Here is a 13,265-nt window from a genome sequence, read left to right on the forward strand (position 1 = left end):
CGTTAATCCTGTGTAATTTCAGAACCATCATTCGATTCGCGCACGGAAACAAGCTGGGCCCGCGCCCCCAGGTCCCCGAAAAGCGCCGGCTCGGTGCCTGTCATCAGGGCCTGCGCCTGCAGGCCGCAGATCTCGTCATACAGCGCGGCGCGGCGCCTTGGGTCCAGATGGGCCGCGACCTCGTCCAGAAGCAGGATCGGGGCGCGGCCAAGCTCTTGCGCCAGGGCGCGGGCGTTCGAGAGGATCAGGCTGATCAGGAGCGCCTTCTGCTCTCCGGTAGAGCATTGATCGACCGGGGTATTCTTCGCGCCATAGCGCGCCAGAAGATCGGCCCGGTGCGGCCCCGTCAGGGTGCGGCCGGCGGCCAGATCGCGGCGGCGGCCTTCGGCCAGGGCAACGGCCAGATCCTCGTCCTCGGGGCCGGCCAGGTTCAACTCGGCGCTGGGAAAGGCGCTGGCGGGATCGGTCGCAGAGGCGATGCGGGCCAGCGCGGCGCGGCGGTGGGCGATGATCCTGTGCCCGGCCTCGGCCATCTGGCTTTCCAGCGCGGCATACCAATGCGGATCGGTCACCTGATCCCGGATCAGCCGGTTTCGGTCGCGCATCGCCTTTTCATATGTGAGCGAATGTTCGGCATGCTCGGGGAAGAACGACAGCGTCATCCGGTCAAGGAAACGCCGCCGCCCCTCGGCCGCCTCGATCCAGAGCCGGTCCATCGCCGGAACCAGCCAGAGCACGCGCAGGATGCGGCCAAGACCTGCCTGCGTCGCAGCCTTGCCGTCGATGCGGACCTGGCGCGACTCGCCAGGCTCGGCCCAGGTCTCCAGCTCGTGCGCGGCCGAAAGGCCCTGCACGCTGGCGGCGATCTTCCAGCCCAGGGATTCCGGGCGGCGGGCCAGATCCTCGGCCGCGGCGCGGCGCAGGCCGCGACCGGGAGAGAGAAGGGAAACGGCTTCCAGGATATTGGTCTTGCCGGCACCATTCGGGCCGACAATGGCGACCGGGCGGCCGTCAAACCGCAGCCGCTGGGCGCGGTGGCTGCGGAAATGCGACAGGGCGAGGGTTTCGATCGCCAGACCGCCCAAGGCTTTTCCCTTTCGGAACAGTCAGTTGCGACGGATCACACCCGCATCGGCATGACGACGTAGACCGCCGAGGTATCATTGCCTTCGCGCATCAGGGTCGGGTCGGCCGCCGAGTTGAACAGGAAGACGGCATTCTCGCGATCGACCTGGCTGGCGATTTCCAGCAGGTATTTCGCGTTGAAGCCGATCTCCAGCCGCTCGTCGGCATAGGCGACGGCCAGTTCTTCCTCGGCCGCGCCGGAATCGGGCGAGTTCACCGAGAGCACCAGCCGGTCCTCCTCGAGGGACAGTTTCACCGCGCGCGAGCGTTCGGAGGAGACAGTGGCGACACGGTCGACCGCCTTGGCGAATTCGGAGGCGTCGACCTCCAGCCGCCGGGTGTTGCCGGTCGGAATCACGCGGGTGTAGTCGGGGAAGGTGCCGTCGATGACCTTGGAGGTCAGGGTGATGACCGGCGTCGCAAAACGAACCTTCGTTTCGGAAACCGAGACGGCGATCGTGGCCTCGTCGTCATCGAGGAGCTTGCGCAACTCGCCCACGGTCTTGCGCGGGACGATGACGCCGGGCATTCCATCGGCGCCTTCGGGCAGGGGCGCGTCGATGCGGGCCAGGCGATGGCCGTCCGTGGCGACGCAGCGCAGGACTCGGCCGGCCTCGCCCTGGGCGACATGCATGTAGACGCCGTTCAGGTAATAGCGCGTCTCCTCGGTCGAGATGGCGAATTTCGCCTTGTCGAACAGGCGCCGCAGCTCGGGCGCCTTGGCGGAGAAGTTCGAGGAATATTCGCTGGTCGCCATCACCGGGAAGTCTTCCTTCGGCAAGGTGGCCAGGCTGAAGGTGGAGCGGCCGGCGGTAATGGTCAGGCGGCCGGCGGCGGCATCCTCGGAGAGACTGACCAGCGCGCCATCGGGGAGCTTGCGGACGATCTCGTGCAGCATGACCGCCGAGACCGTGGTCGCCCCGGCGCGCTCGACCATGGCGGGGGCGCGGTCCACCACCTCGATGTCAAGGTCGGTGGCGCGGAACGAGACCTGATTGCCCTCGGCCTCGATCAGCACGTTGGCGAGGATCGGGATCGTGTTGCGGCGTTCGACCACCGATTGCGCCTGCGCCAGCGCCTTCAGGAGCGTGACGCGTTCGATGCTGAGCTTCATCATACTCTCCCTGCCGATCCCCGAAGGGACGACAAATCTACCCGGTTTCCACCGGCTCACAAGTGTTGGTTCGGACTGTGCGAAGGTTTCAGGAGGCCGTCAAGACCGCCCCCGGTTCATCCCTGCAGCAAGCGGCGCAGAAGCTGCAGGTCTTCGGCCAGCTGGCTGTCGGTGGTCATCAGCTCTTCGATCTTGCGCACGCCATGCATGATCGTGGTGTGGTCGCGGCCCCCGAAACGGCGGCCGATTTCGGGCAGGCTGCGCGGGGTCAGCTGCTTGGCCAGGTACATCGCCACCTGCCGCGGCCGGGCGATGGTACGCAGGCGCTTCGGCCCGATCATGTCGGAGAGGCGGATGTTGTAATGTTCGGCCACCTTGCGCTGGATCTCCTCGATCGAGAGCTTGCGGTCGGAGGAGCGCAGGATGTCGGCCAGGCAATCCTGGGTAAGGTCCAGCGTGATCTCGCGGCCGACCAGTGAGGCGAAGGCAAAGAGGCGGGTCAACGCACCTTCCAGCACGCGGACGTTGGTGGTGATGCGGTGGGCCAGGAATTCTAGCACGCCGTCGGCGATCACCAGGCCGCGATACTGGCTGCGGTAAAAGTCGACCTTCTGCTGCAGGATGCCAAGACGCAGTTCGTAGTCGGTGGGATGCAGGTCCACCACCAGCCCGCATTGCAGGCGCGACTTGATGCGTTCCTCGAGATCCTTGATCTCGCCGGGGGCGCGGTCGGCCGAGATGACGATCTGCTTGTTCTGGTCCACCAGGGCGTTGAAGGTGTGGAAGAATTCCTCTTGCGTGGAATCCTTGCCGGCGATGAACTGCACGTCGTCGACCATCAGCACGTCGACCGAGCGGAACAGCTCCTTGAAGTCCATGACCTGGCGTTCGCGCAGGGCCTGGACGAAGCGGTACATGAACTGTTCGGCGGACAGGTAAAGCACGCGCAGGTCGGGGCGGCGGGTTTGCAGCTCGTGCGCGATGGCATGCATCAGGTGGGTCTTGCCAAGGCCGACGCCGCCGTAAAGGAACAGCGGGTTGAAGGTGACCGGCCCGCCCTCGGCCACCCGGCGGGCGGCGGCGTGGGCAAGCTCGTTCGGTTTGCCGACGACGAAGCTGTCGAAGGTGAAACGGGGATCGAGCGGCGCACCGGGCAGTTCCTCATCCGCGACGGCGCGGCTGCGGGCCGGTTTTGCGGCAGCCGGTTTCACGGCCGCAGGGCGGGATTCGGCCGGGGCCTGGCCCACGGAAAACTCTACCCGCTCGACCTCGGCGCCGGCATTGGCCAGTTGGGTGCGGATGTGGTCGGCATAGTTGCGCTGCACCCAGTCGCCGAAGAAGATCGTCGGCACCTCGAAACGGGCAACGCCGTTCTTCAGCCCGGAAAGCTTGAGCGGTTCGATCCAGGTGACATAGTTGTTCTTCCCAACACGTTTGATCAGCTCTTCGCGGACCTGACCCCAAGTTTCGTTCGTCATCCTGTCGCCTGCCAATATCCCTGGAGCCGGCAGAATAGCCGCCGGCCGCACAGAAGCCTTCCACACACGCGAGGCACCCCGGGGCGGCCCGGCACCCCGAAGGGCGACCGACGGGCGGTCCATGCGGGGACAGGGGCGCAGGCAATCCGGCCGCCGGAACCCGGCAACCGCCCACACATGACGAAAGGCAGCAAGACTGCTACCCCAAATCATTGATCGCCAAGGAAAAACTCAGATCCTGCGGCACGGCAGCGCCCGGTCTGTGCAGCAGTCTTTCCGTCACGATCTGCGCTTGTCCCCCAGGACGAAGTGAATCGCAGGGAGACGCTAGCAAGCCCGGAGCGGGGCCTGCAACCGAACAACGCGCTTGACAGAGGTTCCCTGAAACCGAATCCGCGACCCCTTGCAAATCGGCAACGGAGCGCCGGAAATCGCGTCGAAACGGGCGTAAAAAAGCGAAAAGGCGCAGCCGATGCGGCTGCGCCCCTCTGTTCCGGATTCGGTCCGCTTCAGGCCCGCGACGTCAGGCCCGTGACTTCAGGCCTTGACGACGGCCTTCACGCGCGAGGCCAGGCGCGACATCTTGCGGGCGACGGTGTTCTTGTGCAGCACGCCCTTGGTCACGCCACGGGCCAGTTCCGGCTGGGCGGCCTTGAGCGCGGCGGCGGCGGCTTCGCCGTTGCCCGAGGCGATGGCTTCCTCGACCTTGCGCAGGAAGGTGCGGATGCGCGACCGGCGCGACTTGTTCACGGCATAACGCGCCTCGGACTGGCGGGCGCGCTTCTTGGACTGTTCGGTATTGGCCATCTGGCTTCCTTCGGGTCTTTGCGTTTCGGTTGCACGAAAGACCACAAGGCCCCGACCGGGGTCGGGAGTGATTCTTGCCTAAGCGGGCCCACGCGCATGTGGGGCTGGCCTATAGGGCAAGTCGTGGGGAAAGGAAAGGCCCGAACCGCTCGTCGAGCACTTCGTGCACTCCTCGCCGGTCGCTGCCGACGGGTGCGAGGAGGAGGGCCTATCGGTCGCGGAACTGCGGCTGGCGCTTTTCCAGGAAGGCGGCCATGCCCTCCTTCTGGTCCTCGGTCGCGAAGAGGGCGTGGAACATGCGGCGCTCGAACAGCATCCCCTCGGACAGGCTGCCTTCCTGGGCGCGGTTCACGCATTCCTTGACCACCATGGCGGTGAGCATGGACTTCTCTACGATCTTCTGCGCGGCCTTCATCGTCTCTTCGATCAGCGATTTCGCCGGGACGACGCGGGAAACGAGGCCGCAGCGTTCCGCCTCGGCCGCATCCATGAAACGGCCGGTCAGATGCATGTCCATCGACTTGGACTTGCCCACGGCGCGCGTCAGGCGCTGGGTTCCGCCCAGGCCGGCGACGATGCCCAGGTTGATCTCGGGTTGGCCGAACTTGGCGCTGTCGGCGGCGATGATGAAATCGGCCAGCATCGCCAGCTCGCAGCCGCCGCCAAGGCAATAGCCCGCGACGGCCGCGATGATCGGCTTGCGGGTGCGGGCGATGGTGGCGGCCTCGGGGCCGAAGAGATCGTCGAAGAAGACGTCGATGAAGCTTTTCTCGGCCATCTCGCGCACGTCGGCCCCGGCGGCAAAGGCCTTGTCCGAGCCGGTGATGACGATGCAGCGCACGCGTTCGTTCTGTTCCGCCGCCGTGACCGCCGCCGCCAGTTCGCGCATCAGGGCCGAGTTCAGCGCGTTCATCGCGTCGGGACGGTTGAGCCGGATCAGGGCGACATAATCCTCGATCTCGACGATCAGCGTTTCATAGGCCACGGCGGCCTCCCCTCTTGGCAGACGCGGAGACTCCTAGCACCAAAAGCCGGGATAGCAAGTCACCTCTGGCAGGCGGGGCACCAGAAGGAGGAGCGGCCGGACTGGATGGTGCGGGTGATCACGGCAGAACAACCGGGGGTTTCGCAGGGCTGTCCTTCACGATCATAGACCTGGAAATGCTTGGAAAAATAGCCAAGCTCGCCATTCGCCTGCCGGAAGTCGCGCAAGCTGGAGCCCCCGGCCTCGATCGCCTCGGCCAGGACCTCGCGGATCAGGGGGACGAGGGCCTGCGCCTGCGCTTCCGCGAGGTCACCGGCAAGCCGCAACGGGCTGATCCGCGCGCGGTAGAGCGTTTCGGCGACATAGATGTTGCCCAGGCCCGCGACGATGCGCTGGTCCAGCAGCGCGGATTTGATCGGGGTCCTGCGGCCCTTCAGGCGGCTGGCGAGATAGGGCCCGTTGAAATCGTTACCGAAAGGTTCCGGCCCCAGCCCCTCCAGCAGCGGATGCGCGCCGCCCGTGGGCATCAGGTCCATCGCGCCGAAGCGGCGGGCGTCGTTGAAGGTGATCCGCGCCCCGCCCGCCATGTGCAGCACGACATGGTCATGTTTCTGCGGCGCCGGGTGGTCGCGGTAATGGACCCCCACCTGCGCGCCCGAGATCAGCATCCGGCCCGACATGCCCAGATGCACCAGCAGCGTCTCGTCCGAGTCGAGATCGGCAAGGATATACTTCGACCGCCGCCGCAGCGCCGTCACCCTGCGGCCGGTCAGCCGCTCGGCCATCCGCTCGGGCAAGGGCCAGCGCAGGTCGGGGCGGTTGACCTCGGCCCTTGCGATCAGGCCGCCCTCCAGCACCGGAAGGAGGCCCCGGCGGACGGTTTCGACCTCGGGCAGTTCGGGCATCCTGACCTCTTGGACAGTTCGGCGCATTGCGGGCGCGGGTTCGCGGACTATAAGGGGGCGAGACACAAGGACCGCAAGCCCCGATGCAGGACGAAAAGACAACCCATTTCGGCTTTCAGGACGTGCCCGAGGCCGAGAAGGCCGGGATGGTGCATGGCGTCTTTTCCCGGGTGGCCAGCAAATACGACGTGATGAACGACCTGATGTCGGTGGGGATCCACCGCATCTGGAAGGACGCGATGATGGACTGGCTGGCACCGCGGCCGGGCCAGCGGCTGCTGGACGTGGCGGGGGGGACGGGCGACGTGGCCTTCCGCTTCCTCAAGCGCGCGCCGGGCGCGTCGGCGGTGGTCTGCGACATGACCGAGCCGATGCTGATCGAGGGCCGCAAGCGCGCCGAGGCCGAGCAGATGGCGCAAAGCCTGGACTGGGTGGTGGGCGATGCCATGGCTCTCCCCTTCCCGGACCGGAGTTTCGACGTCTACACGATCTCGTTCGGGATCCGGAACGTGACCCGCATCCCCGATGCGCTGCGCGAGGCCTATCGCGTGCTGCGGCCGGGCGGGCGGCTGATGGTGCTGGAATTCAGCCATATTCCGAACGACTTGCTGCAAAAGGCCTATGATCTTTATTCCTTCAACGTGATCCCGGTGATGGGCCAGATCGTCGCCGGCGACCGGGACTCCTACCAGTATCTCGTCGAGTCGATCCGCAAGTTCCCCGATCAGGAGAGCTTTGCCAGCATGATCCGCGAGGCGGGGTTCGGGCAGGTGAAATACCGCAACCTCTCGCTCGGCATCGCCGCGCTGCATTCCGGCTGGAAGCTGTGAAGGGGCCGCACAACATCATCCGCCTGATCCGCACCGGCGCCACGCTGGAGCGGACGGGGGCCATGGACGTGGTGCTGGAGGCCTTTCGCGCCCCGCCGCACCTGCGCTTTGCCGCCCGGATGCTGGGCTGGCCGTTCAAATGGCTGGGGCTGAAGGGCGACCCGGCCCTGCCGCCAGCGACCCGTGCGCTGACCGCGCTGGGGCCGGCCTATATCAAGTTCGGCCAGGTCCTCTCCACCCGCCCAGACATCGTGGGCGAGGAACTGGCGCAGCAGTTGAAATACCTGCAGGACAAGCTGCCGCCCTTCCCGACCGAAATCGCCAAGCAGATGATCGAGGCCGAGCTGGAGCTGCCGGTCTCGGAAATCTTCGGCGAATTCTCCGAACCCGTCGCCGCCGCCTCGATTGCCCAGGTCCACCGCGCACGGCTGGCGGATACCGGCGAGGAAGTCGCGGTCAAGGTCCTGCGCCCCGGCATCGAGCGCGCCTTCCGCAAGGACATCGACGCCTTCTACCTTGCCGCCCGCTGGATCGAGCGGCTCGCCCCCTTCTCGCGCCGTTTGCGTCCGCTGGATGTGATCGCCCATTTCGAGGGGGTGGTGATGGGCGAGCTGGACCTGCGGCTGGAATCCTCCTCGGCCGCCGAGTTTGCCGCCAACACCGAGAAGGACGAAGGCTTCCGGGTGCCGCAGCCGCACTGGTTCCTGTCCTCGCGCAATGTGATGACGCTGGGCTGGGCCGAAGGAATCGGGCTGAACGACAACGATCTGATCGACGCGGCGGGACTTGACCGCCGGGTCATCGCCGCGCGGGTGTTGCAGCTGTTCCTGAACCACGCGCTGCGCGACGGATTCTTCCATGCCGACATGCATCAGGGCAACCTGAAGGTCGCGGCGAATGGCGACATCATCGCCTATGATTTCGGGATCATGGGCCGGATCGACGAATATACCCGCCGGGTCTATGCCGAGATCCTGATGGGCTTCATCCGCAAGGACTATCGTCGCGTCGCCGAGGTGCATTTCGAGGCCGGCTACGTCCCCGCCGACCGCGACATCGACGAATTCGCCCGCGCCCTGCGCGCGGTGGGAGAGCCGATCTTCGGCATGGACGCAAGCCGGATCAGCATGGCGCGGCTTCTGTCCTATCTCTTTGAAGTCACGGAGCGATTCGGCATGGCGACCCGGACCGAGCTGATCCTTCTCCAGCGCACCATGGTGGTGGTCGAGGGTGTCGCCCGTTCGCTCGATCCCCGGATCAACATCTGGGAGGTCGCCCATCCGATCGTCGAACGCTACATCGCGGAAAGCATCGGCCCCAAGGCGATGCTGCGCGACATGGTCAAGGCAGCGCGTGTGCTGGCGCGCTTCGGACCCCGGCTTCCGGCCCTGATCGAGGCACAGCTGATCCGCTCGGGCAATCCGCCGATGCCGGTCGTGGTGGAGCGGCGCGTGCCGCCGCTGGCCTGGCTTCTGGTCGGGGCGGCCTTCGCGTCCGGGTTCGGCCTCAGCGCGCTGTTCTGATCAGCTTGCTTCCCGCAACGCGGTGACCCGGGTCGCCGGAACCTCGACCCCACCCTGCAGCACCAGGCTGGTGCCACCAGACCCGCCGCGCGCCTCGACCACACGGGCATAGTGCTCGACCGCTCGGCTATCCACCACCTCGCCGTCGATCAGGCTTTCCTGGGTGATCGTGTAGCGCCCCGGCGGCAGGGGAGAGCCATCGGCCCCCGCGCCAAGCCATTGATAGGGCTGGGCGCTGACCGGAATCTCCTCACGCGCGACCAGGGTGCCGCTTTCGTTGCGGATCGCCAGCGTCACGCTGGTCGCCCCGGCGACCGGATTGGGCGAGAGGGTGACCGGCGCGCCAGCATAAACCACGGCCGCATCCGAGCGCGCCTCCTTGCCGATCCAGGTGGCCATGTCCGCCATTCCCATCTGGGCAAAGCGCGATTGCATGTCCTGCAAGAGCTGGTTGGTCCGCACCTGCTGCTCCACCCCCGAGAAGGTGGCGAGCTGCACGGCATAGTCGGCCGAATCGATCGGGTTCATCGGATCCTGATTCTGCATCTGCACGGTCAGCATCTTCAGGAAGGTGTTGAAATCCGAACTGAGCTTGCCCGTCCCCGCCGCCTGGGCGGGAGTGGCAGAGCGGGGCGGGGTGGAAACGGAGGTTACATCCATCATGGGTCTCACAGGCGAAGGTCAAGGGCGGCCCCGGTCAGGCTGCGGGGTGTGGGCAGGGGGGAAAGCAGGGCGGTCTCTGGCGGGGCGGGCTCGTCGGGGGGCCGGTCGGAGTGCCCTGGGGTCCCGCCGCCCTGGTCGAAGCCGATGTCCACCCCGGTGTAACCTGCGCTGCGGATCGCCTCGGCCAGCTGCTCGCCGTGGCGGCGAAAGAGGTCCAGCGTTTCGGGCCGGTCGAAGCTGAGCATGACCACCATCCGCTCATGATCGCGCGAATCGGGGCGCAGGCGCAGACGCACGGTCCCCAACTCCTCGGGCGAGAGGGTGATCTCGGTCGTGCCGTCCTGATGCCGCGCCAGCCCCTGCAGGACGGGGGCGGCAATCGGCGGCGGAGCGGGGGCGAGTGCGAGGGGCGCCCCCGGGGCAGCGGCCGGATTGCCGGGCGCCTGGCCCAGGCCGGCCATCCCTTCCACCTCGCCTTGTTCCAGCGTGGCGATCTCCAGCCAGGCGGGAACCATCCGGAGCCAGGCCGGCACGGCCACAAGCTCCACTGCACGCGCCCCGGGGTCCGGGGGGGGATCGATGCGGGGCTGCGGAGCGGGAGTGTCCTCGATCGGTGGGAAAGCGCGGTCTTCGAGGGGTGCATGATCCTCCGGAATGGCCTCGGCCAGCGGGACCGGGGGAGGATGCGGCGTGTCGGGCTGGGCGACTGGAGCGGGCGGCGCGGCCGGTGCCGTGGTGGCGACCGGATCCTGCTCCGCCAGAAGAGACTCTGGCCCCTCCGTTCGGGGAAGATCGGGGCGGAGCGGGTTTTCGGTGAGTGGGGGCGGCGGAAACGCAGCGGTGAAAGGCGGCAGCTCCCGCATCGGCGGGACGGCTGCCATGTCAACCGGCGCCTCCGGCAGGACCGCCTGCGCCCGGTCGGAGGCAGGCAGGGCCGCGCGCAGGGCGGGGGTGGCCCTGGCGTCCGGGACAGGGGGCGTCCCGGCTGCCGGAACTGCGGCAGCGGCCGAAGGCGGCGGGTCGTCCCGCATCGGCGGGTAGACTGTCGGGCCGCCCGGCATATCCGCCGACACCGTTCGCGCCCGATCGGGATCGGACATCTCCTCCCGCGCCATGCCTACATTTTGCCGCACATCGGGAACCGCGGTGACAGGGCCGGGCGGCGGCGGCGAATCCTGTCCCCCGGCGGACGATGGAGATGGCGCCGGACGCCGGGGCCGGTCCGGTGCAGGAGCCTGGGCCCGCCCTTCATCCTCCCAGCCGGGCCTTGCAGGCAGGTCCTGTGCGGCAAGGACGGCAATCCGGGACGGGGGCGTATCGGCCTCGGCCCTGTCCGGGACCTCTGGCGCTGCCGGCGCCATCGGCTCCACGGTTTCGGTCGGCTCGAACGCCGCGACAGGAGGGGACTCGAGGATCCCGGCCGGAGGGACCCGGGTCTCGTCCCGCAGGGATTCGCCTTCCGCCAAGACCGGGGCGGCGGGTCCTGGCATCGGGGACCAGTAGAGGGGAACGCCGGTGGCCGGGATCTCCTCATCAAGATCGAAGGCGGAGCGAGTCACCTCTCGCGCACCTTCGCCTTCGGCCAGCACGGCCGCGAATCCCGCACCCTCGACCAGGGCGATGGGGGCAGGGCCGAGAGCGGGCGCCATTCCTTTGGCGGTGGGGACAACTGCATGGACTGCTTGCATGGCTACCTCACGACTTCTGTCGCTTTCGCCCCGTTATCCCGGCCATAGGTTACCCATTCTTTACCCGCCTCCCGCATGGTTCGGAAAATTCAACCTATCTCGCGAGGTCATCATGCTCTCTTCCCCGGCCGCCCTGCCCCGGCCCCCCGATCCGCCTTCCGCACGTCACCAGGCGCTTCACGCCAAGGCCCGGGAGCTTGAGACCGCATTCCTTGCGGAAATGCTGGCCCATACCGGCCTTGGCGAGAGTGAAGGCGAGTTCGGCGGCAGCCCCGGCGAGACGCAGTTCGCCTCGTTTCTGCGGCAGGAACAGGCGCGGCTCATGGTCGAAAAGGGGGGAATCGGGCTGGCGGCGATGATCTTCCAGTCGATGGTGGAGGCCGAGAATGGCGCGGCTTGAGGAACTGCTCGACCAGGCAGCCGAGGCCCTGCTGCGCGGTGACCTTGCCGCGCTGCCGGCCCTGACGGAGGCGATCGGCGCCAAGACCGGATCGCTTGCGGAAGATGCGCCGGATGCCGGGCGGCTGCGCGAGAAGGCCGACCGCAATGCACGCCTTGCCCAGGCCGCGGCGCGGGGCGTCCGGGCCGCGCGCGGGCGGCTGTCCGAGATCGCCTCGGGCCCGATCCTCACGACCTATGACGCGCTGGGGCGGCGGGCATCGGTCCCCCCGCCCCAGGCGGCGGCGAAACGTCTCTGAGTTGGTTCAAATGCCCGGAATTCGGCGCGACGGCATTAGGGGTTGGTTAGGCTATCGGCGGCTTGATGGGTCCTGCGTCCCATGACGGGGCGGCGCTTGCCGGGGCTCCGGCGGCATCGGACAGAACGCCCGTCCCGCCACCCCGGTGGCTTTCCAAGGCCGTGAAACCTGCGGCCAGTTGTAAGGAACCGAAGATGACGTCGATCCTGACGAACACCAGCGCGATGGTCGCCCTGCAGACGATGAAGGGCATCAGCGCCAACCTCAACAAGACCCAGGCCGACATCGCGACCGGCAAGTCGGTGGCCACCGCCAAGGACAATGCCGCCGTCTGGGCGATCTCGAAGGTGATGGAATCGGATGTCCAGGGCTTCAAGGGCATTGCCGACAGCCTCTCCGTCGGCTCGGCCACGCTGACCGTCGCCCGCAACGCCTCGGAAACCGTGACCAAGCTTCTGACCGAGATGAAGGGCAAGATCGTCGCCGCCCAGGCGGAAAACGTCGACCGGACCAAGATCCAGACCGATATCGACGCGCTGACGAAGCAGATCGAATCGACCGTCGGCGCGGCGCAGTTCAACGGGCTGAACCTGGTCAACGGCTCGCAGACCGCGGTCAACGTGCTCTCCTCGCTGGATCGCAGCCAGACCGGCGTGACCTCGTCCAACATCACCGTCGATGCGCAGAACCTGTCGACCGATGCCGGCGCTGCGCTGACGGCAGGGGGCGGCACCCTCTCGGCGGCGAGCATCGTCACCGGCACGCCGGTCACGCTGGACGGCTTCGCCTTCCAGGGCGGGGCCGGGGCGCTTGCCGCGAACGATTCCACCGCCGATCCGGCCGACCTGACCGGCCTCGTCGCGGGCGATGCGGTCACGCTGAAGGTCGGAACGGTCGAGGGCCGCTATGTCGTGCAGAAGGGAGATACCGCCGATGCCCTGGTGGCGGGGCTGAAATCCTCGCTGACCACGAACGGCCTGTCGGACACCGACTTCACCCTGACCCTGAACGCCGGCGAGCTGGAGGTGGCGAACAACACCAACCAGGCGGCCGCGATCTCGGCCACCGCCACGCGGGGCACCGGCGGGCTGTCCGGATTGAACAGCATCAACGTGGTGACCCAGCCCGCGACCGCGCTCAACGCGATCGAGGGGATGCTGCAGACCTCGATCAACGCGGCCGCCTCCTTCGGCTCGTCGCAGAAGCGCATCGACATCCAGAGCGAGTTCGTCGGCAACCTGACCGACTCGCTCAAGACCGGGATCGGCGTCATGGTCGATACCGACATGGAGGAAGCCTCGGCCCGGTTGCAGGCGCTTCAGGTGCAGCAGCAGCTCGCCACCCAGGCGCTGTCGATCGCCAACCAGCAGCCGCAGGGCCTCCTGTCTCTGTTCCGCTAAGCGTCCGGGCCGCGGGGTGACCCCCCGCGGCCCATCTCACCCCGCAGCT

The 13,265-nt window shown here is 67.4% G+C and carries 13 protein-coding genes; 5 read left to right on the forward strand and 8 right to left on the reverse strand.

Annotated elements, in window-relative coordinates; translation table 11 throughout:
• Positions 1 to 2: 2 nt before the first annotated feature.
• From recF to mutM, 6 genes are all read right to left on the reverse strand, one after another.
• Positions 3 to 1,085, reverse strand: coding sequence for a DNA replication/repair protein RecF (recF, locus tag ACE3UA_RS10895; RefSeq protein WP_374644982.1), 1,083 nt, complete (start codon positions 1,083 to 1,085; stop codon positions 3 to 5).
• A 35-nt stretch (positions 1,086 to 1,120) separates the two neighbouring features.
• Positions 1,121 to 2,239: a DNA polymerase III subunit beta gene (gene dnaN / locus ACE3UA_RS10900; protein WP_287868909.1), complete on the reverse strand. Its 1,119-nt coding sequence runs from the start codon at positions 2,237 to 2,239 to the stop codon at positions 1,121 to 1,123.
• Between the two features lie 116 nt (positions 2,240 to 2,355).
• Entirely contained in the window at positions 2,356 to 3,717 is a 1,362-nt protein-coding gene (gene dnaA, locus ACE3UA_RS10905) for a chromosomal replication initiator protein DnaA (RefSeq protein ID WP_374644985.1), read from the reverse strand.
• 537 nt (positions 3,718 to 4,254) lie between these two features.
• The gene (gene rpsT / locus ACE3UA_RS10910) at positions 4,255 to 4,524 is read right to left on the reverse strand and encodes a 30S ribosomal protein S20 (protein WP_374644987.1); all 270 of its coding nucleotides are present in this window, start codon (positions 4,522 to 4,524) and stop codon (positions 4,255 to 4,257) included.
• A gap of 208 nt (positions 4,525 to 4,732) precedes the next feature.
• A complete protein-coding gene (locus ACE3UA_RS10915) occupies positions 4,733 to 5,509 on the reverse strand; it encodes an enoyl-CoA hydratase (RefSeq protein ID WP_374644989.1) in 777 nt (258 codons plus the stop codon).
• 59 nt (positions 5,510 to 5,568) lie between these two features.
• Positions 5,569 to 6,414 carry a bifunctional DNA-formamidopyrimidine glycosylase/DNA-(apurinic or apyrimidinic site) lyase gene (gene mutM / locus ACE3UA_RS10920; protein ID WP_374644991.1) on the reverse strand — a complete coding sequence of 282 codons (846 nt, stop codon included), beginning with the start codon at positions 6,412 to 6,414 and terminating at the stop codon, positions 5,569 to 5,571.
• A gap of 83 nt (positions 6,415 to 6,497) precedes the next feature.
• Here mutM and ubiE point away from each other — a divergent pair, with 83 nt between their 5' ends.
• Together ubiE and ubiB are read left to right on the forward strand one after the other, a co-directional pair.
• Positions 6,498 to 7,244 (forward strand): bifunctional demethylmenaquinone methyltransferase/2-methoxy-6-polyprenyl-1,4-benzoquinol methylase UbiE, encoded by a 747-nt coding sequence (gene ubiE, locus ACE3UA_RS10925; RefSeq protein WP_374644993.1) that lies wholly within the window; start codon positions 6,498 to 6,500, stop codon positions 7,242 to 7,244.
• Positions 7,241 to 8,767: a 2-polyprenylphenol 6-hydroxylase gene (gene ubiB, locus ACE3UA_RS10930; protein WP_374644995.1), complete on the forward strand. Its 1,527-nt coding sequence runs from the start codon at positions 7,241 to 7,243 to the stop codon at positions 8,765 to 8,767. Before ubiE ends, ubiB begins: the two co-directional genes overlap by 4 nt.
• On the opposite strand, the gene ACE3UA_RS10935 is transcribed toward ubiB, so the two are convergent.
• Both ACE3UA_RS10935 and ACE3UA_RS10940 read right to left on the reverse strand, forming a co-directional pair.
• Positions 8,768 to 9,427 (reverse strand): flagellar hook capping FlgD N-terminal domain-containing protein, encoded by a 660-nt coding sequence (locus ACE3UA_RS10935; protein ID WP_374644997.1) that lies wholly within the window; start codon positions 9,425 to 9,427, stop codon positions 8,768 to 8,770. It abuts the gene before it with no gap.
• A gap of 8 nt (positions 9,428 to 9,435) precedes the next feature.
• Positions 9,436 to 9,963 (reverse strand): flagellar hook-length control protein FliK, encoded by a 528-nt coding sequence (locus ACE3UA_RS10940; RefSeq protein ID WP_374644999.1) that lies wholly within the window; start codon positions 9,961 to 9,963, stop codon positions 9,436 to 9,438.
• Between the two features lie 1,267 nt (positions 9,964 to 11,230).
• Here ACE3UA_RS10940 and ACE3UA_RS10945 point away from each other — a divergent pair.
• The 3 genes from ACE3UA_RS10945 (at position 11,231) to ACE3UA_RS10955 (ending at position 13,216) form a co-directional block, all read left to right on the forward strand.
• Positions 11,231 to 11,518, forward strand: a complete 288-nt coding sequence (locus tag ACE3UA_RS10945; protein WP_374645001.1) for a rod-binding protein — start codon at positions 11,231 to 11,233, stop codon at positions 11,516 to 11,518.
• Entirely contained in the window at positions 11,505 to 11,816 is a 312-nt protein-coding gene (locus ACE3UA_RS10950) for a hypothetical protein (RefSeq protein WP_374645003.1), read from the forward strand. The genes ACE3UA_RS10945 and ACE3UA_RS10950 overlap by 14 nt, the downstream gene beginning before the upstream one ends.
• A gap of 194 nt (positions 11,817 to 12,010) precedes the next feature.
• Positions 12,011 to 13,216, forward strand: a complete 1,206-nt coding sequence (locus ACE3UA_RS10955; protein WP_374645005.1) for a flagellin — start codon at positions 12,011 to 12,013, stop codon at positions 13,214 to 13,216.
• Positions 13,217 to 13,265 lie beyond the last annotated feature (49 nt).

This window comes from Tabrizicola sp., from assembly GCF_041919135.1.
In the GTDB taxonomy this organism is placed as follows: Bacteria; Pseudomonadota; Alphaproteobacteria; order Rhodobacterales; family Rhodobacteraceae; genus Tabrizicola.

Coding starts and splice junctions, on each gene's coding strand:
- ACE3UA_RS10955 (WP_374645005.1), top strand. CDS start 12,011: ATGACGTCGATCCTGACGAACACCAGCGCGATGGTCGCCCTGCAGACG.
- ubiE (WP_374644993.1), top strand. CDS start 6,498: ATGCAGGACGAAAAGACAACCCATTTCGGCTTTCAGGACGTGCCCGAG.
- ACE3UA_RS10935 (WP_374644997.1), bottom strand. CDS start 9,427: ATGGATGTAACCTCCGTTTCCACCCCGCCCCGCTCTGCCACTCCCGCC.
- ACE3UA_RS10945 (WP_374645001.1), top strand. CDS start 11,231: ATGCTCTCTTCCCCGGCCGCCCTGCCCCGGCCCCCCGATCCGCCTTCC.
- dnaA (WP_374644985.1), bottom strand. CDS start 3,717: ATGACGAACGAAACTTGGGGTCAGGTCCGCGAAGAGCTGATCAAACGT.
- ACE3UA_RS10950 (WP_374645003.1), top strand. CDS start 11,505: ATGGCGCGGCTTGAGGAACTGCTCGACCAGGCAGCCGAGGCCCTGCTG.
- rpsT (WP_374644987.1), bottom strand. CDS start 4,524: ATGGCCAATACCGAACAGTCCAAGAAGCGCGCCCGCCAGTCCGAGGCG.
- dnaN (WP_287868909.1), bottom strand. CDS start 2,239: ATGAAGCTCAGCATCGAACGCGTCACGCTCCTGAAGGCGCTGGCGCAG.
- mutM (WP_374644991.1), bottom strand. CDS start 6,414: ATGCCCGAACTGCCCGAGGTCGAAACCGTCCGCCGGGGCCTCCTTCCG.